At 64.1% G+C, this 22,488-nt stretch carries 21 protein-coding genes and 1 pseudogene; 10 read left to right on the top strand and 12 right to left on the bottom strand.

The features are described from left to right. Positions 1 to 272: 272 nt before the first annotated feature. A complete protein-coding gene (locus tag ACYVF5_RS06470) occupies positions 273 to 1,685 on the bottom strand; it encodes an aldehyde dehydrogenase family protein (protein WP_460944506.1) in 1,413 nt (470 codons plus the stop codon). A 5-nt stretch (positions 1,686 to 1,690) separates the two neighbouring features. Then, positions 1,691 to 1,939: an amidohydrolase family protein gene (locus ACYVF5_RS06465; RefSeq protein WP_460945299.1), complete on the bottom strand. Its 249-nt coding sequence runs from the start codon at positions 1,937 to 1,939 to the stop codon at positions 1,691 to 1,693. Positions 1,940 to 2,413: 474 nt separating this feature from the next. Between ACYVF5_RS06465 and ACYVF5_RS06460 the strand changes: the two genes are divergently transcribed. The 7 genes from ACYVF5_RS06460 to ACYVF5_RS06430 all read left to right on the top strand — a co-directional run bounded on the left by ACYVF5_RS06460 (position 2,414) and on the right by ACYVF5_RS06430 (position 9,307). Then, positions 2,414 to 3,037, top strand: coding sequence for a TetR/AcrR family transcriptional regulator (locus tag ACYVF5_RS06460; RefSeq protein ID WP_460944504.1), 624 nt, complete (start codon positions 2,414 to 2,416; stop codon positions 3,035 to 3,037). Between the two features lie 483 nt (positions 3,038 to 3,520). Beyond that, complete coding sequence (locus ACYVF5_RS06455; RefSeq protein ID WP_460944502.1) at positions 3,521 to 4,516, top strand: ABC transporter substrate-binding protein; 996 nt, start codon at positions 3,521 to 3,523, stop codon at positions 4,514 to 4,516. 4 nt (positions 4,517 to 4,520) lie between these two features. Further along, positions 4,521 to 5,363 (top strand): ABC transporter permease, encoded by an 843-nt coding sequence (locus tag ACYVF5_RS06450; RefSeq protein WP_460944500.1) that lies wholly within the window; start codon positions 4,521 to 4,523, stop codon positions 5,361 to 5,363. A gap of 26 nt (positions 5,364 to 5,389) precedes the next feature. Continuing rightward, positions 5,390 to 6,133, top strand: a complete 744-nt coding sequence (locus tag ACYVF5_RS06445; RefSeq protein WP_460944498.1) for an ABC transporter permease — start codon at positions 5,390 to 5,392, stop codon at positions 6,131 to 6,133. Beyond that, positions 6,130 to 6,969 (top strand): ABC transporter ATP-binding protein, encoded by an 840-nt coding sequence (locus ACYVF5_RS06440; RefSeq protein WP_460944496.1) that lies wholly within the window; start codon positions 6,130 to 6,132, stop codon positions 6,967 to 6,969. The genes ACYVF5_RS06445 and ACYVF5_RS06440 overlap by 4 nt, the downstream gene beginning before the upstream one ends. After that, positions 6,956 to 8,671 carry a thiamine pyrophosphate-binding protein gene (locus ACYVF5_RS06435; protein ID WP_460944494.1) on the top strand — a complete coding sequence of 572 codons (1,716 nt, stop codon included), beginning with the start codon at positions 6,956 to 6,958 and terminating at the stop codon, positions 8,669 to 8,671. Before ACYVF5_RS06440 ends, ACYVF5_RS06435 begins: the two co-directional genes overlap by 14 nt. A gap of 33 nt (positions 8,672 to 8,704) precedes the next feature. After that, the gene (locus tag ACYVF5_RS06430) at positions 8,705 to 9,307 is read left to right on the top strand and encodes a TetR/AcrR family transcriptional regulator (protein WP_460944492.1); all 603 of its coding nucleotides are present in this window, start codon (positions 8,705 to 8,707) and stop codon (positions 9,305 to 9,307) included. A gap of 39 nt (positions 9,308 to 9,346) precedes the next feature. On the opposite strand, the pseudogene ACYVF5_RS06425 reads toward ACYVF5_RS06430, so the two are convergent. The 3 genes and pseudogenes from ACYVF5_RS06425 to ACYVF5_RS06415 all read right to left on the bottom strand — a co-directional run. Then, positions 9,347 to 9,520: pseudogene (locus tag ACYVF5_RS06425) on the bottom strand (amidohydrolase family protein); the annotation flags it as partial. A 336-nt stretch (positions 9,521 to 9,856) separates the two neighbouring features. Further along, entirely contained in the window at positions 9,857 to 10,996 is a 1,140-nt protein-coding gene (locus ACYVF5_RS06420; RefSeq protein ID WP_460944490.1) for an FAD-dependent oxidoreductase, read from the bottom strand. A 650-nt stretch (positions 10,997 to 11,646) separates the two neighbouring features. Next, positions 11,647 to 12,231, bottom strand: coding sequence for a uracil-DNA glycosylase family protein (locus ACYVF5_RS06415; protein WP_460944488.1), 585 nt, complete (start codon positions 12,229 to 12,231; stop codon positions 11,647 to 11,649). Between the two features lie 230 nt (positions 12,232 to 12,461). Between ACYVF5_RS06415 and ACYVF5_RS06410 the strand changes: the two genes are divergently transcribed. Together ACYVF5_RS06410 and ACYVF5_RS06405 are read left to right on the top strand one after the other, a co-directional pair. After that, positions 12,462 to 13,199 carry a DedA family protein gene (locus tag ACYVF5_RS06410; protein WP_460945297.1) on the top strand — a complete coding sequence of 246 codons (738 nt, stop codon included), beginning with the start codon at positions 12,462 to 12,464 and terminating at the stop codon, positions 13,197 to 13,199. Between the two features lie 86 nt (positions 13,200 to 13,285). Next, positions 13,286 to 14,218, top strand: a complete 933-nt coding sequence (locus ACYVF5_RS06405) for a DUF368 domain-containing protein (RefSeq protein WP_460944487.1) — start codon at positions 13,286 to 13,288, stop codon at positions 14,216 to 14,218. Positions 14,219 to 14,260: 42 nt separating this feature from the next. Here ACYVF5_RS06405 and ACYVF5_RS06400 read toward each other — a convergent pair whose 3' ends face one another. From ACYVF5_RS06400 to murI, 4 genes are all read right to left on the bottom strand, one after another. Further along, positions 14,261 to 15,169 carry a cation diffusion facilitator family transporter gene (locus ACYVF5_RS06400; protein ID WP_460944485.1) on the bottom strand — a complete coding sequence of 303 codons (909 nt, stop codon included), beginning with the start codon at positions 15,167 to 15,169 and terminating at the stop codon, positions 14,261 to 14,263. A gap of 87 nt (positions 15,170 to 15,256) precedes the next feature. Then, the gene (locus tag ACYVF5_RS06395) at positions 15,257 to 15,874 is read right to left on the bottom strand and encodes a non-canonical purine NTP pyrophosphatase (protein WP_460944483.1); all 618 of its coding nucleotides are present in this window, start codon (positions 15,872 to 15,874) and stop codon (positions 15,257 to 15,259) included. 1 nt (position 15,875) lies between these two features. Beyond that, entirely contained in the window at positions 15,876 to 16,616 is a 741-nt protein-coding gene (gene rph, locus ACYVF5_RS06390) for a ribonuclease PH (RefSeq protein WP_460944481.1), read from the bottom strand. Positions 16,617 to 16,625: 9 nt separating this feature from the next. Further along, on the bottom strand, positions 16,626 to 17,489 hold the full coding sequence (murI, locus tag ACYVF5_RS06385) for a glutamate racemase (RefSeq protein WP_460944479.1): 864 nt from the start codon (positions 17,487 to 17,489) through the stop codon (positions 16,626 to 16,628). Between the two features lie 76 nt (positions 17,490 to 17,565). Here murI and ACYVF5_RS06380 point away from each other — a divergent pair, with 76 nt between their 5' ends. Further along, positions 17,566 to 18,879 (top strand): nicotinate phosphoribosyltransferase, encoded by a 1,314-nt coding sequence (locus tag ACYVF5_RS06380; RefSeq protein WP_460944477.1) that lies wholly within the window; start codon positions 17,566 to 17,568, stop codon positions 18,877 to 18,879. Between the two features lie 13 nt (positions 18,880 to 18,892). On the opposite strand, the gene ACYVF5_RS06375 is transcribed toward ACYVF5_RS06380, so the two are convergent. From ACYVF5_RS06375 to ACYVF5_RS06365, 3 genes are read right to left on the bottom strand one after another with little or no spacing between them, the layout of a single operon-like run. Beyond that, entirely contained in the window at positions 18,893 to 19,195 is a 303-nt protein-coding gene (locus ACYVF5_RS06375) for a DUF3039 domain-containing protein (RefSeq protein ID WP_460944475.1), read from the bottom strand. A gap of 28 nt (positions 19,196 to 19,223) precedes the next feature. Continuing rightward, the gene (locus ACYVF5_RS06370) at positions 19,224 to 20,795 is read right to left on the bottom strand and encodes a hypothetical protein (RefSeq protein ID WP_460944473.1); all 1,572 of its coding nucleotides are present in this window, start codon (positions 20,793 to 20,795) and stop codon (positions 19,224 to 19,226) included. Further along, complete coding sequence (locus ACYVF5_RS06365) at positions 20,771 to 21,742, bottom strand: ABC transporter ATP-binding protein (protein ID WP_460945295.1); 972 nt, start codon at positions 21,740 to 21,742, stop codon at positions 20,771 to 20,773. The genes ACYVF5_RS06370 and ACYVF5_RS06365 overlap by 25 nt, the downstream gene beginning before the upstream one ends. Positions 21,743 to 22,488: the final 746 nt, after the last annotated feature.

Raw genomic sequence — 22,488 nt, 5'->3', positions numbered from 1 at the left:
TCGTTCTCCTATGACGAGGGGCTGATCGACCGGGCGGTCGCCTGATGTGGCAGGCTGGTCTTTCGACCGGCCTGCCACACCGTTTAACGGGGATCAACGGCAGACTCGGTCTGAAGGCGCCGCGCCGCCCATGCGCTCCCCCTCCCTGTGGCATCACAACGAGGTTTCGCAAGACTCCCGTTCTCTCACGACGAAAGGACGGCCCGGGCGTTAAAGGAGAGGAACGCACGTCGCACCGGCGCAGAGGCTCCGGCTCTTGATCCGAACCGGGATCAGCCGCTGACCACCTGAGGAACGGCAACGGCCTTCAGGCCTTCGACGCCGAACTCCCGGCCGTACCCGGACTGCTTCGCGCCGCCGAACGGAACCATCGGATGCAGACCACCATGGGAGTTGATCCACACAGTTCCCGCTTCGAGTCTGGCCGCGATCTGCTTCGCCCTCTCTCGGTCAGACGACCACACCGACGCGCCGAGACCGAACTCCAGCTCGTTCGCCAGCCGGATTGCCTCATCCACATCGGTGTAACGGACGACCGGCAACGCCGGGCCGAACTGCTCTTCGACGACCAGCTCGCTGTGCGGGTCGATGTCAGCGACGATGGTGGTCGGGTAGAAGTAGCCGGGAGCGTCACGGTCCGGGTCACCGCCGAGCCGAACGCGGGCACCGGATGCCTTCGCCGCCTCGACGAGACGATCGACGATGTCGAACTGGCCTTTGTTCTGCAGCGGTCCGAGCACGTTCCCTTCGTCCAAGCCGACTCCCATGGGCACGTTCTTGGCGAAGTCTACGAGTTTGTCGACGACCTCGTCGTAGATCGAGTCGTGCACGTACAGGCGCTTGAGTGCTGCGCACGTCTGGCCGGTGTTGATGAATGCGCCCCAGAACAGGTCTTCTGCGACCTGCGAGGCATCCGCGTCCGGCAGCACGATGCCTGCATCGTTACCGCCGAGCTCGAGGGTGAGCCGGGTGACGTTGTCGGCGCTGGCATGGATGATCCGCTTGCCGACTTCGGTCGAACCCGTGAACATGATCTTGCCCACCTTCGGGCTCTTCGTCAGCGCGTCACCGACCGTGCGACCGGGGCCGGCGACGATGTTGAGCACACCATCCGGCAGCACTTGATTCATCACCGCCACGAGGGCCAGCCCCGACAACGTCGTGGTCTCTGCCGGTTTGATCACAACGGTGTTGCCCATGCGCAGCGACGGGGCGATCTGCCAGATCGCAATCATCATGGGCCAGTTCCACGGCGAGATGGCACCGACCACGCCGATAGGCCGATAGTGCATCTCGGCTCGGCTCGACTCATCGTCGACGAGCACCTCGACCGGAATCGGGGTATCGGCGGCGGCTCTGGTCCAGATCGCGCAGGCGCCCACCTCGAAGCGGGCGTTCGGGCCGTTCAACGGTTTGCCCTGCTCGCGCGACAGCAGCTGGGCAAGCGCCTCTGCGGACTCCTCGATCGCGTCAGCGACCTTGTGCAGGTATCCCGCGCGAACCTCGTCACTGAGGGCCGCCCACGCTGGCTGCGCGTTGTCGGCCTTGTCGATCGCCGCTTCGAGGTCGGCCACGTCCTGCACCGGGGCGGTCCCGATCTTCTCACCGGTGGCCGGGTCGAGCACCTCACGGGTCTCGCCGGTGCCCGGCGATATCGCCGCCAGCAGATTCTCATAAGTGTTCATCGTCATCAACTCTCTTCTCGAACGTGTACAGATTTACCATCGACGAACGTCCGAGATACCTGCGCGGCGCCGATCTCGTTTTCGTCGATTCCGAAGAGGTCGCGATCGAGGATGATGAAGTCTGCCTTCTTCCCTTCCTCCAACGTGCCTCGCTCGTCTTCCTTGCCCACTGCCGCCGCCCCCACGCGGGTCACCCCCAGCAGGGCCTCTTCCAGAGGGATCGGGTGGCTCTGGTGTTGGACAGCACCCTGGATGCCCCGGAGTGCATTCAGGAGTAGACGAAGAACTCAACGGTCGGTTCTCAGATCATCCAGACGGCCGCGGCGCCCTTGTTGAAGGTGCTGCGGAACCCGCAGCGAGTTCGAGGCCTCACCGTCGTCCGGCTCCACCCTTATGCGGCCCTCAATAATGTGGATGGTCTTATCGGCGTGAACCACGATCCGCATCGGGCCAGGGGCCTGCGCGGGCGTAATGAACCAGTACCCGCACAAAGCACGTCCCGCGAGCCCTTCCCTGGCTTTCGGATCCAGTGGACCATGCCGACTTCAGAGGGCTCTTCCTTCGATCGATCGACCGTGTCGTGGATCACAAGTTGTTCTGGGTCATGTCTTCTCCTCATCATTGAGTGAAAGCGCTATCTAAGCATTTGCTTATTTCGAGCCTCATCTGAGTTAAGCAGATGATTAGGTGTTGCGCAAGTAGCGATCTTGCCCGACTAACATGAAGAGATGGCGAGATCTGTGGCATACGGCGAGGGCCGTGAACTCCTGATCCAGTCGGCCGTGAAAGTGGCGGCTGAACGGGGGCTTCGCGGACTGACGTTTCGCGCGGTCGCCGAGAGGGCCGGCGTGAACAACTCGCTCGTCGCACATCACTTCGGCACAAGAGATTCCCTCTTGGCCGCAGCCCTCGAATGGGCCGTCGAGCAGTCCATCGAGACAACGGGCCTCTTCAGCGTTGACAGCCAGGAGAGCTTCGCCGACACACTCTTGGAGGAGCTGACCGTCAACTCCGAGATCCAGTCCTTCCAATACGAAATGATCCTCGAGGCTCGCCGCAACCCGATGTTCGCAGAACCGGTGAAACGCCTCTACAACCGATACCAGGAAGTGATTGCTCTCAGCCTTGAGCGCTTCGGGATCGACACCCACGACCAGTCGAAGGTGCGCTTCATCTTTGCGGCGCTAGATGGATTGGTGCTTCAGTACATGGCCGGTGTCGACACGGAAACGATCAGAAAAGCGATCCTCTCACTGTGGCACGCACTGCCTTCCCCGAGCGAGCCCCGCGGACGAGCACAGGGGGATCAGCTTCTCGTTCCCGCCGCCGATCCCATATCCACTGGTCGCTGACACATTCGCCATCGATCAGGGCACACAAGCCGATGCGCCGCGTCTCGGACAGCAGACCAGCAAGAAACACACGACCGTGACACCTGCTCTCACGCGATGATGAGGTCGACCGTGAGCACGATACTTCGGCAGCAGCTACAGTGGGAGCCCAGCTGAGAGGCTGGTCCACGTCGACCATAATATTATCCAGATGGATAAGAGCGCATCACCGTGCATTCGCAGGATGAGGAGCGTGCGCGAACGAGCGGTCCCCGCGTGCTCCACGGCACGATGGTGCAGCCTCGTGCACGATCTGTCGCGGTGAAGCCGTTCCCCTGCCTCTATCTCCCCGGCGGGCGGAAACATCGGGAATGCTACACGGGGCAACATCATTCAGGCTGTTCCGTTCCATGACAAGACTCCAAACAGTTGACCCCTTGCTATCCGATTGGATAGCATGTCCTATCGTGCACAGTCGCACACACGCCTAAATCAGGAGGATCGATGAAGACCCGTCTCGTATCGGCCAAAAAAGTGGGAGTGGCCATGAGCGTCCTCGTTCTCGCTGCTGCACTAGGAGCTTGCTCTTCCGAGGGTGGTGACGGGCCGAAGTCATCCGAAGGCGACCTGATCACTGTCAACGTCGGTAACCTCGTCTACACCGGCACGGCGCCGTTCCAGCTGGGGATCGAGAAGGGTTTCTTCGAAGAAGAAGGCCTCGAGATCGTGCAGACAGAAGGCGACAACCCGGCCGCAATCGCGGGGCAGATCAGCAGTGGTCAGCTCGACATCGGCTTCGCCACCACGACGTTCCTCGCAACCGTCGTGGCCCAGGGAGCAGAACTGAAGGCCATCGCCCCCGTCGACGGCCTCATCGACACAGAAGCAGCCGCAGCGGCGATTGTTGTTCCCGAGGACAGCGACATCATGAGTGCCAAAGATCTGGCAGGCAAGAAGGTGGGAGTTGTCGCGCTCGGTTCCGAGCTGCATTTGCTGACCCTCGTCGTTGTGGACGACGACGGCGGCGACAGCAGTGCCGTGGAGCCGGTCCAACTACCGTTCCCCCAGATGCAGCAGGCGCTCGACGCGGGCAACGTCGACGCGATCGTGACGACGGAGCCCTTCTTGTCCGCATCGCTAGCTGCAGGGGGACGCTCGATCTCCACCCCCGAGATCGAGGTGTTCCCGAATGGCACTGTCACCGCCTGGGTCACGTCGAACGGCTTCGCCGAGCAGAACCCCGATGTCATCGACGGATTCCGACGGGCGATGGAGAAGACGCTGCAATACAGCAAAGACCATAAGCAGGAAGTGCTTGATCTGATACCCGAATACACGGGACTCGAACCGGACCAGGTCGCCGAGACCAATCTCGGCACCGTGTACGAGCCCGGGCTCGACACCGAGTCGATCACGCGTATGTCGGAACTGTTGTTCGAGTACGGCTTCATCGAGACGCAGCCCACTCTAGAAGAGCTCGTCTATGCTGCGGAATCCTAGCGAGATGACGACTGTCGCCTCCCCCGCGAGTTCCTCCGGGTGGCTGCGTGCCGGCCTGCGCGGCAGCAGGCGCAAGCGTGGAACCCCTCACATCGCCCTCGGCCTGGCAGGGGTGCTCGGGTTTCTGCTGATCTGGGAGGTCTCGACCCGCAACGGGCTCGTCGGCACGTCTGCTTTTCCGCCGGCCTCGCAGGTGATAGCAGAGCTCCCGGTCATCCTCGCGAGCGCCGTATTCTGGTCTGCTCTCGGTGAGACCCTCCTCAGTACTGTTGTCGCCCTCGTGATCAGTGTTCTCATCGCGATCCCGCTCGGCACGGTCATCGGCCTCAGCCGCATCCTGTATCGATCGGTGTCAGTGACCATCGAGTTCCTGAAGCCGATTCCGGTGGTTGCCCTTCTTCCTCTCGCCCTGCTCGTCTTCGGCACAACCCAACAGATGAAGCTCTCCTTGATCATCTTCGGAACCGTGTGGCCGCTCCTGATCCAGGTGATCTACGGCGTCCGAAGCGTCGACTCCGTCGCCGCGTCCACGGCACGCTCGTTCCGCATCGGACGCGCGCGCGGCTTCTTCATGGTCATCCTTCCCAGCGCTGCCCCGTACATCGCCACGGGCCTGCGGATAGCAGGCGTCGGCGCTCTGCTCCTGTGCATCGTCACCGAACTCGTCGGCCGTGCCCCCGGGCTTGGGCTCGAGATAGCTCGCGCCCAGTCGGCCGCCCAGTTCGCAGACCTGTACGCCTATGTGCTCCTGACCGGTCTGCTCGGCATCCTTGTCAACACGCTACTCGAAGCCGCAGAGCGCAGGGCCATGCACTGGCACGTCAGCCAACGGGGGTCGACGCGATGACGAGACGAGTATCCGACGCCCTGCTGATGGTGTGGCTGCCCGTCACGCTGATTCTCGCGTGGTGGTTCTCCACAGCGAACGGTGGAACCTTCTTCTTCCCCTCGCTCGCCACGATCCTCGAGCGCTTCCAGTTCCACTTTCTGTCGCCCAACATCACCGATTCGCTTCTTCCCAGCCTGACGAATCTTGCGCTCGGATTTCTGATCGCGTGCGTCTTCGGCGTTCTGGCTGGGGTCCTTCTGGGCCTCAACGAGTGGGCGCAAGCCATCACGGCTCCAATTGTCCACTTCTTCCGCTCGTTGCCGGGGCCCGCTCTCTTGCCGCTGTTCATGATCCTGTTCGGGATCGACATGACGATGAAAGTGTGGATCATCGCGTTCACCGCATTCTTCGCGGTGCTCCTGAACACGATCGATGGCGTCCGCGCCAACGATCCCCGCTGGGTCGATGTGTGCCGCTCCTACAAGATCTCATCACCACGCAGATTCTTGTTCGTCGTCATTCCCGGGGCTTCGCCGCAAATCATGACGGGCATTAGGGTCGGCCTTCAGGTTTCGTTGCTGCTCATGGTGGTGAGCGAAATGCTCGCCTCCACCGATGGCGTGGGCTTTCTCATCCTGCAATCACAGCAGCAATTCCGCATCCCGGATATGTGGGCCGGCATCATCATGCTCGGCTTGCTCGGTTTCGCGCTCAACGCGATTCTCAATCCCATCGAACGCGCTGTGCTGCGCTGGCACACCGCAACCCACGACTCGAGGCTCTCATGACCAACAGCACCCACAGAAACCAGGGCAAGGCAGGGACAACGCCACCTGCGACGACACCTCACGCGATCCTCGACGTTCGAAACCTGACGAAGGTCTACGGTGAGGGCCTTCAGGCGGTGACCGCGATCGGAGACATCTCGTTCACCCTCGAGAGCAGCGAATTCGTCTGCATCGTCGGGCCCAGCGGCGCCGGCAAGACGACACTGCTGAATTGCCTGACGGGGCTCATTCCGGCCACCTCGGGCGGCTCGTATTTCGAGGGGATGCCTGTCACCGGTCCACCGGCCGGGATGGCCGTCGTGTTCCAGGACTACGGGCGGTCGTTGTTCCCGTGGCTCACCGTGGCGCGCAACGTCTCCTTTCCGCTGAAAGGCAAGGGGATCGCCGCCGCCGAGATCACGGAACGAGTGGAGGACGCGCTGAACGCGGTCGGCCTCAAAGGGACCGCGCGGAAGTATCCATGGCAGCTCTCGGGCGGAATGCAGCAGCGTGTCGCCATCGCCCGGGCGTTGGCCTACAAACCTGACTGTCTGATCATGGATGAGCCGTTTGCATCCGTCGACGCCCAGACCCGCTTCGAGTTGGAGGACCTCCTGCTGCAGGTGCGCAACGACTACGGCATCAGCGTGCTCTTCGTGACACACGACATCGACGAAGCCGTGTACCTCTCAGATCGTGTAGTCGTGTTGACCCGGTCGCCGGCAACCGTTCGCGCCGTTGTGCCGGTCGACCTTTCCCGCCCGCGCGATCAGGCCGCCACCCGTGGCGATCCCCGCTTTGCCGAACTCCGTACCGAGCTCTTCGAACTCGTGCAGACCCAGCATGAAGCCGACTGACCGCGGGGCGCCGTTGCGCGTCGCCGCGCTTCTCGGCCATGCCATGAAGAAGATACACAACGGGCCCGTTTTCGGGCTGGCCGGAAGCGGAAACTTCGAACTGCTCTCGAGTTTCAAAGCGGCCGGCGGTCAGTATGTCTCGAGCTGCCACGAGTCAGGAGCAGTCGCGATGGCTTGTGGCTGGGCAGAGATCACCGGCCGCGTCGGCGTCGCGTCGCTTCATCAGGGCCCTGGGCTGACGAACGCGATAACCGCCATCGTCGACGCGGCGAAATCGCGTGTGCCGGTCGTGGTCCTCGCTGCCGACTCCCCGACCCGGCAAGACCGATCGCACCAGCGCATCCGGCAATCGGATACGCTGACGGCGCTCGGAGCCGGCATCGAAGTGCGCCAGCTGAATCACTCGATACCGGCTGAACGGCAGCTGGTCGATGCGTTCGAAGTCGCTTTCCGTGAGCGTCGAACCATTGTGCTCAACATGCCCATCGATTTGCTCCAACACGTTTCAACGGCATCATCGGTCAGCGGATACCAGGCAACGCGCGCAGCGTCGACCCCTTCCGAAGCAGATATGGCGATGTCGGTCGATCTCATCGGAAGAAGCTCGTCTCCCGTCATCATCGCCGGTCTCGGCGCGGTGCTCTCGAACGCCGGGCAGGAGCTACGCCGTCTCGCGCACCAGATCGGCGCCCCGCTGGTGACGACGGCTCCCGCACGGGGGCTCTTCGACAACGATCCGCTCTCCGTCGGAATTGCTGGCGGCTTCGGCTCCCGCCTGAGCGCGAAGATCATGAAGGAGTCGGACCTCGTGCTCGCCTTCGGGACGTCGCTCGACGACTGGACGACATGTCGAGGCGCACTGTTCTCGTCTGAGGCGCACATCATCCGGTTCGACGTGGAGACACCGGCTGACGAACAGGCCGGAGCCCGCACCGCGCCGCCCCCACCTGTCAGGCGAACCGTTCAGGGCGACGCACGTGCTGCCGCCAAGCGTCTGCGGGCCGCCACGAGCGTCGCAGACCATGCTCCTTCCGCTCGCGCAACGCACGTGGCCGAGTTGGTGCGCGGCTACCGCAGATCCGACGAGATTCCCCCGCACGATGGGCGGGATGGCGTTGACCCGCGCCGGCTGCTCGTCGATCTCGATGCGATCTTGCCGTCGAAACGCACCGTCGCGCTCGACTCCGGCCACTTCATGGCGTTCGCCGCAATGTACGTCAACGTCGCCGTGGCGGGCCGCTACTTGTTCGGTCAGGGATTCCAGTCGGTCGGACTCGGTCTTCCGCGCGCGATCGGAGCGGCATCGGCAGACCCGTCGACGATAACAGTGGCGATCGTCGGTGATGGCGGCTTCCTGATGGCTGCGCAAGAACTCGACACCGCCTCGCGGTTGAAGCTGCCTCTGCTTGTGGTCGTGATCAACGACTCCGCGTTCGGCGCCGAGGTCCATGACTTCCGTCCTCTCGGAATGGACACCGCCGTGGCCCAGTTTCCCCAACGCGAGCTCGCTCAGGTGGCCGAAGGATTCGGCGTGCGGGGTGTCGTCGTGCGGCGCCTCGAAGACGTGCGACATCTCGCGTCCTGGGCGGCGGAGTCTGCCGGTCCTCTGGTGCTTGATTGCCGTGTGGACCCCGGGGTGAGCGCGGTCACCGTGATGACCGAGGAAGGAAAGCTGGAATGGAGATCTCCGCACGATGAGTGAAGCCGTCCGTGCATCTCTTCGTAGACTGCTCCCATGACAGACGCGACAAAACCCCCCGAAGAGCGCGACGGCGGGCGCGAAGCACTCATCAAGGCGACCGTGAGCGTCGTCGCGGAACAGGGAATACGCGGTCTCACCTATCGCGCCGTCGCCCAAAAGGCCGGTGTGGCCCACGGTCTCGTCGCCCATCATTTCGGCTCGCGCGACGCTCTGATCATCGCCGCCTTCCGCGAGGATGCCCGCACACGCGAAGCGAACCTGGAGTTGTCGCCTGGCACCGGGCGAATCGACGACATCGGTGCGAACCTCAGCTCGATCATCGCCAATCAGCCGCATGAAGAGCGCTACCAATACGAGATGATCCTGGAGTCATTGCGTCGACCCGAGCTCATCGAGGATGTACGACAGATCTACCGAGGCTATGTCGCGGCTCTGGAAGACGAATTGAGGCTTGCCGGTGCCGATCGGCTCGGCCCGCTGGCACAAGTCGTCTTCGCCGCACTCGACGGGCTGGCCATTCAACAGCTCATCAATTCTGATCCGGCCGAAACCGAGAGGGCCATCGAACGGCTTCGCTCCCTGATCCGAGCGGACATCGCGGTCTCTCGTCTCAAAGAGAGCCTCGCCTCTGAATAGAAGCGGTGGTCAGGCCCAGAGCGTGGGAGCGGGCGAAGGTCACTCGGCCCGCTCCGCATAGACGTGCTCGCCATTGACGAATGTGTCGGTGACGACGGTCGAGCCGATCTCGTTCACGTCCGCCTCGAAGAGATCCCGATCCAGGATGATGTAGTCGGCCTTCTTCCCCTGTTCAAGGGTGCCCCGCTCGCTCCCAGCGCCTTCGAGTTGGCGAACCCATGAGGTATCGAGTAGTCATCGAGAAGCACGGGAATGTTGGGAAAGCGCGGCCCAGCTGTTCCCGGTTCAATAGCTCCTCATCCTCCGCCGGAGGATCGACCCTTCCGACCACAACCCACTCATCGCAAGCGCATCTGCCATGTTCAGGGTCATGCGTCGCGACAAGCTGCTCGACCAGGGCCTCCCCCTGTGCCGGCTCGAACGAAACGCCCCACGACTCCTCCTTGAGTAATGTTCATCGGCTCCACAAGCTTATCCAAATGGATAAGTCTCTGGCGATATATGTTGCTGCATCGTGGTCTGGCTTGACAGATGGATAGTCTCTGGTGCCTACGACATCATGTCGGAACCATGACGGAGCTCGATGCCGGCGAATCGGTGAGCGAGCCTCTTCGACCTGCTCAGTCCGCGGAACACGAGGGAACGCAAGCGACGCCCGACAGGGGGCCACTGACTCACCATTCGGCTGTACCGGCGGGACCACGTCTGCACATAGTCGACGTAGTCCCGTTCGTTCGACTCCCAGCGTTTCAAGGCGTCTGCGACGGACCTTTCGCCACTCACGGCATTCGCCAGAGTGATCGCAGCGTGAAGCGCGGTACTGCCGCCTTGGCCCATGTTCGGAGCCATCGAGAACGCCGCATCACCCAGAAGAACCGCATTGTCGTGCGTCCAGGTGGAGTTGCGTGTCTCCACCACCGGCAGCCAGGTGCCTTCTTTCGGGAGTCGGTCGAACACAGCGCGGAGGTGCGGAAACGATGAGGTCCAGCTTGCCACGTCGACAGGCAACGCCCGTCCGCGCCCATCGCCGGGCGGGCAGAACATATACATGGCGATGGTCTCGTCATCGAAGGGCAGGAGTCCCACACGACGGTTTCCGCTGATCCACTCTGGCATCGTGTCCACGGGGTCGCCTGGTATACGTGGCAACATAAAGCGGAGACTGGCGACCTTCAAGTCGACTCGCCTGGTTCGTATGCCCACGTCCTGCAACGACCGGCGCACGCGCGATCCGACCCCGTCTGCGCCCACGATGAGATCCGCCTTGTGGCGCGCTCCGTCCTCTGTGACGAGGTCTCCGTCCCGCACGCCGACGACCCCAGACCCCGTGACCACAGCCACGCCCTCGCGCAGTGCGCTTCTGAGCAGAGCCCGCTGAAGGGACTCGCGCCGGCAGGAGTACATCGTGCGCTCCCCCACCGATTCGTCCTGGAGCGTGTTTCCCCACTCATCGCCGATAGACCACGACGCGATCTCCTGGCCGTCGGCCACCGCCTCCTCAAAAGCACCCAGCTGGGCGAGCGCCTCGACCGCGTTCCTGCCGAGGGCAATGCCCGCCCCCACTTCTCGCACCGACGGAAAACGCTCGTGCACGGTGACGGTCCATCCACGTTGGGCGAGGGCGATTGCGACCGCCAGTCCAGCAATCCCTGCTCCTGCCACCTCGGCGTGGCGCTTGGACGAATCCATTCTCAACTCCCGGAGGTCATTGTCTGACTCGCACGGCTTCGTGCGATGAGAGTTAGTTTATCCATATGGACAGTAAATACTAAATCGCCGGAGCGATGTGCCAAGGGCTGGACGTGGTGCATACCGGCGAACCCGGTGCGCGAGCATCGAAGTCGAGACCCGGACACACCCTGTCGTCGACTCTGAAAGAGCGCGGAGCGGAACCGGGCCGGCGATGCTCGGAGGCCGTCGACAGTCGCGCCTGGACGGCACAGACCCCAGAGAAGATCCGCGGGCTCGCGGCGGGAAGCACAACGGCGAAGAACCGCTGCACCCGGTCGAACCGGCAAGCGCGCGACCATCGCGAGCGTCGGATCGATACCACGCACGCCGATCGTCGCGATCAGCGTCGGGAAGAGCGCGGAGCGTGATCGCGACGACCCGAACCCGAAGATCGACACGAAGATCGGCACGAGCGCGACCTGATCGTCGACCAGAGCACCACCATGAACACGGGATTTCTCATGATTTCCGACCTCATGCAGGACATGTGCACCGACGAACGCCAGCTCGCCGCGCTCGACGCGCTCTTCGATTCGCTTCGCACCGGTTCCCGATCCGCTCGGTGAGTCGACCCGACCCGACAGGCGAGGCCCGATGGCTGCGGCGGCTCAGCCCCCCAGCGCCTCACGAACATGCCTGCGCAACTCGGGAACCACCTCTGCCTCGAACCACGGGTTCCTGATCTGCCAGCCCAGGGTGAGCGGCGAAGGATGCACGATGGGAATCGTGCCAGGACCGTACTCGCGGAACGCTCGCACGGTCTCGGTCAACGTCGGCTTCGATGTCGCGGCGAGGTAGTGCTTCTGCGCGTGCCGTCCGATCAGCACGGTCAGTCGTATCTCGGGCAGCAGATCGAAGATCTGCGGATGCCATCTGGCCGCGAAATCCTTGCGCGGCGGCAGGTCGCCGCTCGCCCCCTTGCCCGGATAGTAGAAGTCCATCGGCAGGAGTGCGACCTTCTGGGCGTCGTAGAACTCGTCGTCTGTGATCCCGAGCCACTGCCGAAGGCGCTCACCGCTCCTGTCGTTCCACGGAATACCGGTCTCTTGGGCCCGGCGTCCAGGCGCCTGCCCGATGACGGCGATGCGTGCAGAAGGAGCAGCCGTGTAGACCGGACCGTAACCCCGCTCGATCGCCCACGTGTTCGAGGGGTGCCCGATGATCGAGGCACGGATGTCGTCGAGGGCGTTCACCACGCCATCATCGCATCAGCGCCCCGCCCGCCGAAAAGCCGGCGCTCGAGAGGTGAAGGTCATCTCCGCGGGTCATCCGAGAGAATGATTTCAGCTGATGATCCAGGGTCCGGTCGGCCTTTCTCGTTAGACTTTGGAAAAATCCCGCGTCGCCGCGGAAGATTCCGACAACATTCTTGCCCCGAGTGGCCGCGCTCACCGTGCGGCCGACCAATGGAGACAACACCCCTGTGATCAACGCAGCGCTCATTCCCTGGCTCGATCCGGCGACCCTGATCGAGGGTTTCGGGGCATTCGCCCTTCTGGGTGTCTGCGCCATCGTGTTCGCCGAAACCGGCCTGCTCGTCGGCTTTCTGCTCCCGGGTGACACCTTGCTCATCATCACCGGTGTGCTGACGTTCTCCGGAATCATCGGCATCGACATCTGGTGGGTGTGCCTCGCGATCGGACTCGCCGCGTTCCTGGGGGGCGAAGTGGGCTATCTGATCGGCCACAAGTTCGGTCCCCGCCTCTTCGAGCGCAAAGAGTCCGGCCTGTTCAGCGTCAAGAACGTCGAACGCACCAACGCGTTCTTCGCCCGTTTCGGTGCACTCGCGGTGATCCTGGCCCGGTTCGTGCCCATCGTCAGAACGTTCGCCCCCGTGGCAGCGGGCGTCGGCCACATGGACTATCGCAAATACTCCCTGTACAACCTGATCGGTGCACTCATCTGGGGTGCGGGCCTGACGTTGTTCGGCTGGCTTCTCGGGTTCATTCCCCCGGTCGCAGACTTCGTTCAGAATTACATCGACCTCATCCTCCTCGCCGCTGTCGTCCTGACGCTGGTGCCGACCATCTGGCACTACGTCCAATCGAGCCGCAGAGCGAAGCGGCTTCGTGAAGCCGGTGCAGATGTCGTCACAGACCATACTGAAGCAGAACAGCTGGTGCTCGACGAAGACGTGTTCATCGACCGTCCCAAAGACTGAGCTCCTCACACCCGACAACTCCGGCCGGGCGCCTCCGGAATGCGCCCAAAACGACGCTCCCTCAAAAGAAAAGGACACCTTCGCCGATGAGACTGCTCACGATGCTCATGGATCTCGTGCGCGGAGCGCTCATCGGGATCGCCGAGATCATTCCAGGGGTCAGCGGCGGCACGATCGCGCTGATCGTCGGTGTCTATGAAGACATCATCGGCTCTGCCGGCGAACTCGTCAGGGGCGTTGTGCGCGCCGTCGCCGACCCGCTCCGAGGGCGCGGGCTGACCCGGGCACGGGCGCACTTCCGAGAGGTCAGATGGGGCATCGTGCTTCCGGTCGCCATCGGCATGCTCATCGCCATCGTCGTCGCTTCTGCCGTGCTCGCACCCCTGATCGAGGAGCATCCGGTCGAGACACGGGCGCTCTTCGCCGGGCTCATCATCGCCTCGCTGATCGTGCCCATCCGCATGGTGGGGCGCCGTTGGAAGGCACACGAGGTGGTCGGAGCCGCCATCGCCGCCGTCGCGGCCTTCCTCCTGACGAGTCTTCCGTCTGCAGACCCGGTCGATCCGCCGCTCTGGTTGGTGATGATCGCTGCAGCGGTCGCGGTCTGCGCCCTCGTGCTTCCCGGGGTCTCGGGCTCATTCCTTCTGCTGACCGTCGGAATGTACGCGCCGACACTCGCCGCCGTCAACGATCGCGACCTGGTGTATCTCGGTGTTTTTATCATCGGAGCGGTCCTCGGCCTGAGTCTCTTCGTCTCCGGTCTGCAGTGGCTTCTCGAGCACAGGCACGGAATCACCCTCGCCGCGATGACCGGGCTTATGATCGGGGCGCTCCGCGCTCTCTGGCCCTGGCAGTCAGACGACAACGAGCTGCTGGCGCCTCAGGGCGACGTCGGTCTCGCCCTCGCCATGTTCGCCGTGGGAATCATCGTCGTCGCCCTGCTCATCGTCATCGAGACGGCACTCGTGAAGAGGCGCACGGCGCCGACGGGCAGGTCCGTGTCAAGCGCAGCCAGGTAGACCTCATCACGGCGCGGTGAGAACCTGTGCCGCGGCCAGCGTTCAGTGGTACTCGTGGCTCTCATGCTCGGCATGCTGCACCGGCTCGAGCTGGAACGTGGAATGCGCCACATCGAAGTGGTCGCTCAGGCAGTCGCCGAGCTGATCGAGCAGTTGGCCCGCTCGGGTTCCCGTGAACACCTCGGAGTCGACGGCCACGTGCGCGGTGAAGACCGGCTCCCCCGATGTGATCGACCAGACGTGCACGTCGTGCACATCGACGACACCGTCCGTCTCCAGAATGTGCCGCCTGATGAGGGCGACGTCGGTGTCGTGTGGCGCTCCCTCGTTGAGCACACGCCACACGTCGCGCAACAGCGCGAACGCGCGAGGCAGGATGCCCAGGGCGATCAGCACGGACGCCACCGCGTCGGCCTGGAGCCACCCCGTGGCCATGATGATGACGGCGGCGACGATCACGGCGAGCGACCCGAGCGCGTCGCCGAACACCTCGAGGTACGCGCCTCGCAGGTTTATCGAGTTCTTGGCGCCGCCACGCAGGATGATCAGCGATGCGACGTTCGCGATGAGCCCGACGACGGCGACGACGAGCATCGGCATACCGAGGATCTCGATGTCACCGGTCACCGTCAGCCGGCGCATGCCCTCGGCGCCGATCCAGACGGCGAGAACGGTGAGGATCACGCCGTTGACAAGGGCGCCGAAGACCTCTGTGCGCCGGAAACCGTATGTGTGCCGGTCGGATGCCGGTCGTGCGGCGATCAGAACGGCGAAGAGCGCCACGCACAACCCGGCGAGATCGCTGAACATGTGCCCGGCATCCGCCAGCAGCGAGAGCGAGCCAGACAGCACTCCCCCCACGACCTCGACGATGAGCACAACCGACACGATGATGATCACGAGGATCAGGCGTGCCCTGTTACTCGTCGAATGCGCGTGGTCGTGGGCCATACTCCCACGCTAGAGCCCGGGGGCGGTGGGCGCCAGTCTCAGCCGCAATCAGGAACGATGGCCGTTCTCATTCTCAGCGGCTCGGCATCACCCGACGCTGTGAATGACCTGTCGCAACACGGGAACGAGGTCCGCGAACGCGCGTGCGCGGTGACTGATCTCGTTCTTGACACCGGGCGCAAGCGATGCCGAGGTCACCTCGTAGCCGTCTGGAACGAACACCGGGTCGTACCCGAATCCGTCTTCGCCGCTCGGTTCTGTCGCCAGCCAGCCCGCCCAGGTGCCGACGGACACATGCTCGAACGGACCGTTCCCCACACCTTCCGGCACAACGAGTGCGATATGGCAGGCGAACGAAGACCGTCGCTGGCCCGGACCCATGTCCGCAAGCTGTTCGAGCAGAAGATCGACGTTCGCTTCGTCGCTCGCCCGCGATCCTGCCCAGCGAGCCGAGAAGATGCCTGGCGCACCGCCCATCACATCGACGCAGATCCCGCTGTCGTCCGCCAGGGCGATCCGGCCCGTGTGCGCTGCAGCGGCTCTGGCCTTGATCAGCGCGTTGTCGCTGAAGCTCACGCCGTTCTCGACCGGTTCAGGTCCGTTGTATCCAGAGACCGCGACATCCGGCAGTTCGGCACCGATGATGCGTCGGAACTCTCCGACCTTGTGCTGGTTGTGCGTGGCGAGGACGAGTTCGATCGGCATGTCAGCCCTCGAGTCCGAGCGCCTGCCGCTGAAAGCCGGTCAGTGTGGCCGCACCCCCGACCGCGAGGTCGAGCAGCGAGTCGAGCTCGCGACGGTCGAAGGGGGCGCCCTCTGCCGTCCCTTGCACCTCGACGAACAGCCCGCGGCCGGTCACGACAACGTTCATGTCGGTCTCTGCCCTGACGTCTTCGACATAGGCGAGGTCGAGCATCGGGTCTCCGTCGATGATCCCGACAGAGACCGCCGCGACGCTGTCGATGAGCGGCGTGGACTTCTGCCCGATGAACTTCTTGCCCCTGGCCCACTCGATCGCGTCGGCGAGAGCGACGTATGCGCCGGTGATGGCGGCGGTCCGGGTGCCGCCGTCGGCCTGCAGCACATCGCAGTCGATGACTATGGTGTTCTCACCGAGGGCTTTCGTATCGATCACGGCTCGGAGGCTGCGGCCGATGAGCCGCGATATCTCGTGCGTGCGACCGCCGATCCTGCCCTTCACCGACTCCCTGTCCATCCGGTCGTTCGTCGACCGAGGCAGCATGGAGTACTCGGCCGTGACCCAGCCCTTGCCCTTGCCGGTCAGCCAGCGCGGCACGCCGTTGGTGAACGATGCGGTGCAGAGCACCTTGGTGCGGCCGAACGAGATGAGGGCCGAACCCTCGGCCTGGTCGCTCCAGCCGCGCTCGATGGTGATCTCGCGCAGCTCGTCGGCGGCGCGGCCGTCTTTGCGGGTGATGTCTGACATGGGCGGCTCCTAGGGTGTTCCGTACGGGTTGTTATACGACGCCTGTGCGGCGCGCAGGGCTCTGAGGTCGATCACACCGGTCTGCACCAGGTCGACGTGTGAGATCTCGCGACCGACGAGGCGGCGGGCGAGGGTGAGGAACTCGTCTTCGCTCGCTCCCGTCGCCTCGTAATGATGCTGAGGCGGTGTGCTGCTTGTGCGTTCGAGACCCTCGCTGATGAGAAGGCGATACACATCGTTGGCCGTTTCGACGTCGCTCGACACCAGGGTGACGTCCGGACCCATGACATACGAGATGACCCCCTTCAAAAAGGGGTAGTGGGTGCAGCCGAGCACCAGGGTGTCCACACCCGCTTCGCGCAGCGGATCGAGATAGCTCTCGGCCTCGCGCAGCACGTCGGCGCCCGTTGTCACACCGGATTCGACGAACTCCACGAACCGGGGGCAGGCCTGTGCGAACAGCTCGAGCTCCGGAGCCGCCGCGAAGGCGTCTTCATATGCACGTGACTTGATCGTTCCCACCGTGCCGATCACGCCGACCCGCCGGTTGCGGGTCGTGCTGACCGCTCGCCTCACCGCCGGTTGGATGACCTCGAGCACGGGAACGGAGTAGCGTTCGCGCGCATCGCGCAGCATGGCCGCGGATGCCGTGTTGCAGGCGATGACGATCATCTTGACGCCCTGCCCGACCAGATCATCGAGCACCTCGAGCGCGTATCGCCTGACATCGGCGATCGGCTTGGGGCCATACGGGGAATGCGCTGTGTCACCGACGTAGAGGATCTCTTCGTGCGGCAGCTGATCCTGGATCGCACGCGCGACAGTCAATCCACCGACCCCGGAGTCGAAGATCCCGATTGGCGCGTCATTCACGATGCACAAGCCTACCCGCACCGACACGGCAACCCGTTGCCTCGACGCGACACGATGAGGTCAGTAGTCTGACCGAGTGACGAATTCCACAGCCCTTCACACGGACCGCTACGAGCTCACGATGGTCGACGCGGCCTTTATGCACGGAACCGCGGACCGTGAGTGCATGTTCGAGGTCTTCGCCAGGCGGCTGCCGGGGGCACGCCGATACGGGGTGGTCGCCGGCACAGGCAGACTGCTCGAGCTGATCCGCGATTTTCGCTTCGGCGACGCCGAGCTGAGCTGGTTGCGCGACAATGCGGTCGTGGAGTCCGAGACCCTCGACTGGCTGGCGGATTACCGGTTCACGGGAACCATCTGGGGATACCGTGAAGGAGAGGTCTACTTTCCCAACTCCCCCGTGCTCGTCGTCGAAGCCCCGTTCGCGCAGGGGGTCGTTCTCGAAACCCTCGTGCTGAGCGTGCTGAACTTCGACAGCGCCATCGCCAATGCGGCGACACGCATGGTGACGGCCGCGATGGGTCGCCCCGTTGCCGAGATGGGGTCGCGGCGGGCGCATGAATCAGCAGCCATCGCAGCCGCACGGGCGGCGTACATCGCGGGATTCACCGCGACCAGCAACCTCGAAGCGGGCCGCACCTGGGGCATCCCGACCATGGGAACAGCCGCACACGCCTTCACGCTGCTCCACGACAGCGAAGAAGAGGCCTTCCGCGCGCAGATCAGGGCTGCGGGGGTCGGGACGACGCTTCTCGTCGACACCTACGACATCGAGCGGGGAATCGACACCGCGATCAAGGTCGCCGGCACCGAGTTGGGGGCCGTGCGCCTCGACTCGGGAGACCTGCCCACACTCGTCGTCGAGGTGCGCAAACAACTCGACGCCCTCGGTGCGACGAAAACCAGGATCACCGTGACGAGCGACCTGGACGAACACGCGATAGCCACTCTCGCCGCGGCTCCGGTGGATTCCTATGGCGTCGGCACGTCGCTCGTCACCGGCTCCGGATCACCGGCAGCTGGAATGGTCTACAAACTCGTGGCTCGCAAAGACAACGGCTCGTGGATCTCGGTTGCCAAGCATTCGGACGGAAAAGCGTCTGTCGGGGGCCGCAAGTATCCGGTGCGGCGCCGGAACGATCGAGGTGTCGCGCGCGAAGAGATCGTCTTCGTGGGCGACGGGCCTGAGGATGTCGATTCCGCCGGCCCGTCGGACCGCCCGTTGCTCGTTCCACTGGTTGTCGACGGTGTCATCGACGAGAGCCACACGGGAGCGGAGGGCACGCGTCGTGCGCGGGAGCATCGGGCGAAGGCCCTCGCTGAACTCCCTCAAGGAGCATTCCGCCTGGGGCGGGGCGACCCTGTCCTGCCGACGACCTACCAGGGCTGACGCTGACGAGTGGTTACTCGGCGCGCATCTTCTCATAGATCTCTTTGCAGGCGGGGCAGACCGGAAACTTCTCCGGGTCTCGCCCAGGGGTCCACTTCTTGCCGCACAGCGCCCTGACCGGTTTTCCGGTCATCGCCGACTGCATGATCTTGTCTTTCTTCACATAGTGCGAGAAGCGCTCATGGTCGCCCGGGTCGATGCTCTCGTTCTGCAGCAGCTCTTCGAGCTCTCGGTCGAGAACACTCGTCCCGCCACCGTCAGGGGTGCCGCTCGGATCAGAGGCTCGCAGTGTCACACCGGCAGATACCTGTTCCATGTGAACAATTGTATGCGCAGCCGCAGTCCTACATACTCGTCGCGAAGGCCATGATCTCCGGACCACGGCGCTCGAAGACCCGACCGCCGATCCAGACGCCGAGCAGGTACACCACAAGGCCGGTGCCCACACCCACCCAGAGCGCGACAGTGTGCCACGAGGCGTCTTCGACGAGCCCGAGCCACGCATAGATCAGCGTCGGCAGAGCGAGCGCTATCGTGCCGACGAGGGCGATCGACTGCACGAGTCCCGAGTTCGTTCCGGATGTCTGCGGCTGTTGGAACGGGCTGTCACCCGGCTGGACAGCGGGGTACGGAAAACGGGCGGAGCTGACACTCGACACTCCGAGGCCCGCGAGCAGCAGGCAGGCCGCCACACCGAACACGGAGGGAAGCACTACCCAGTCTCCGTAGAGCACGACGCTCAGCATCGAACCGACCACAACAACAGGCACGCCGATGATCAGGACCGGCACGGTTCGCCCGATGCGGTCGGCGACCCCCCGCACTCCGGCGGCGACGTGCATCCAGATGGCCGTGGAGTCGAGTGCGAGGTCGTTGTGCAGCGACCATCCCAGGAACAGAGCGATGACGGGCAGCGGGAGGAGGGTGAGCGGCTGCAGGGGAACCCCGGCGACCAGGAGCGCTCCGATCATCAGAAGCGGTGCGAGGGGGATGATGATGATCGATACAAGGTAGCGGGAGTCGCGTGCCCAGTAGGTCATGCTGCGAGCGGCGACGACGCCGCTGCGCGTGGCGGGGAAGACATCGAACCATCCCCGTCGCACTGCGGTTCCGGGCGCTGAGGGGCGCTCCGTCGTGACCATCATGCGTGTGACGACGCGCTCCCATGCAAGCCAGAGCAATCCGACGGTGGCCGCGGCGATGAGAAGCTTGAGGAGTGCGGCGCCGACGCTGCCCCCGGCGATGTCGCCCGGGATCGCCCACGCTGCCCCGAGCGGAGTCCAGCTGATGGCGTCGGCAGCGCTTCGCAGAGCCGAGAAGCCGTCGGCGGTCACGTCGATGCTCGACAGCAGGATCACAGCCGGCGCAACGAGAACGATGAGCACAACACCGAAGATGCCCATCAGCTCACGGGACCGCCTCGTCGCCAGCACAAGCGAGGCGACGGCAGAGGTCAGACGCGAGGCGAGCACACAGGTCGCGACAGCGAGAGCGCCGCCGATGAGCGCACACAGCACGGCGAAGAAGCCACGGCCCCAGGTGACGATCGTGAGCGCTGTCAAGATCACCAGAACCACGGAGGGCACAGTGACAAGCGATGCGATGAAGAGGTTGCGGGCGAGCAGACGAGGGCGGATGCCGAACAGCGAGAACGCGCGGGGATCCAGGTCGTCTTCGTGGCCGAACACCAGGGGAACGAGAACGAATCCGAGCACAACGAAGCACCCGACGATCACGATCACGTTCCGCGCGAACTCTGCGGGTGCTGACTGCAGCGCGATCACGCCGCCGCCGATGAGCACGAGCAGCGTGATACCGGCCAGGGCGAGCACCACGATGCCGATGAGCTGGGACGGGCTGCGCCGAAAGACATTGGCGAGCATCCGCAGTCTCATTCCGAGAAGCTGTGCAACCATTCCATACCTTCTGTGGCACGGCGACCGCCTGCCAGCTCGACGAACTTCTCTTCCAGGCTGAGGTCACCCCTGACGTCGTCCACCGATCCAGACGCGAGCACCCGCCCGTTGATGATGATGGCGACACGGTCGCAGACGCGCTGGATCAGGCTCATGCTGTGGCTCGACAGCACAACCGTCCCGCCATGGTCCACGTATTTCTGCAGAATCTCGATGACATTCGCGGCTGAAACCGGGTCGACGGACTCGAACGGCTCATCGAGAACCAGCAGGCGGGGCGAATGGATCATCGCGCCGGCGAGGGCGATCTTCTTGGTCATGCCCACGGAATAGTCGGTGACCAGACGGCCGAGTGCGTCTTCGAGAGAGAACGCACGTGCGAGATCCGCGACACGGGACCGCACTGTCGCGCCGTCGAGTCCACGAAGGACACCCGCGTAATACAGCAGCTCGGCACCGGTCAGGCGGTCGAAAACACGCAGTCGGTCGGGCAGCACGCCGATCGAACGCTTGGCCGCTTCCGGATCGTTCCAGACGTCGACGCCGTTCACGGTGATGGTGCCGGAGTCCGGCCGGAGCAGTCCGCTCGCCATCGAGAGTGTCGTGGTCTTTCCCGCTCCATTCGGCCCGACGATTCCGTAGAAGGAGCCGGCCTGAACGTCGAGATCGATGTCGTCGACGGCAACCGTGTCGCCGAACCGTTTCGAGAGCCCCCTGATGCTGATGACGTCTCCGGCTGCCGCATCCCGCTCACGGCGAGGGGCGGCAGACGCCGAGAGCGTCGCCGGAGCAACAGGCGCGTCTGCCTCTTCGTCTTCGCCGGCATCGGTGTGCTCTGAGCCGGCTTCTGTTGTATCGGTCGATTCAGCGACTCCGACAACGGCGAGAGGATTCGGTTCAAGAGGCTGAGCGGCCTCGTCCGGTTGAGCCGGGTCGGGCTCGTCCAGTTGGTCGGGCTCCGGCTCGTCCGGTTGGTCGGGCTCGTCCCGTTGATTTGGCTCGTCAGCCAGAGCGGCTTGGTCATCGTCAGGCGACGTCTGCTCATCGGCCTCAGCCTCTGGCGCGCTCACGCTTTCGAGGTCATCGGACTCGATGCTGTCACCGTGCGAATCGACGACAGTCGCGTCGACTTCAGCGGCGTCGACCTCAGCGGTGTCGACCTCAGCATCACCGGCTTCGACTCGCGACCCCGTTTGCGTGCGCAGGCTGAGGAACGGCCAGCGACGGCTCCAGACCCATCGTGCATCTGCCGCCGGCGCCGGCGGCTCTTCTGCCGCAGACGGCTCGGCCTCTGAATCGAGCGACTCCGCGCTCGTTTCGCCGGTCTCCGCGGCACGAGTCTCGAAGCGCGCGGCTGCCTCATGTGCGGGCAACGGCGGCAACGGCGGCGGCGGCGGCGAAGGCACCGATGCCGCATCAACCTTCTCTGCGGTCTCCGTCTCCGCCGTCTCCTCTGACACCTCAGCATCCTCTGACACCTCAGCGTCCTCTGACACCTCAGCATCCTCTGACGCCTCGGTGTCATCGGGCGCACGGTGTGCCGCCGGGACCGCAACGGCCTCGTGGGGCTCAGCCGTATCAGGCTCGTGCGACTCAGCCGGATCGGGATTCTCTGGACCCTGCGGCTCGGGAGGGGGCGCCGTCGGCGATTCAGGTTGTGGTTTCACATCAGGAAGCGAAGGGAGCGGCGGAA

The organism is Okibacterium endophyticum, from assembly GCF_054780075.1.
This window is presented reverse-complemented; position numbering and strand designations above follow the sequence as displayed.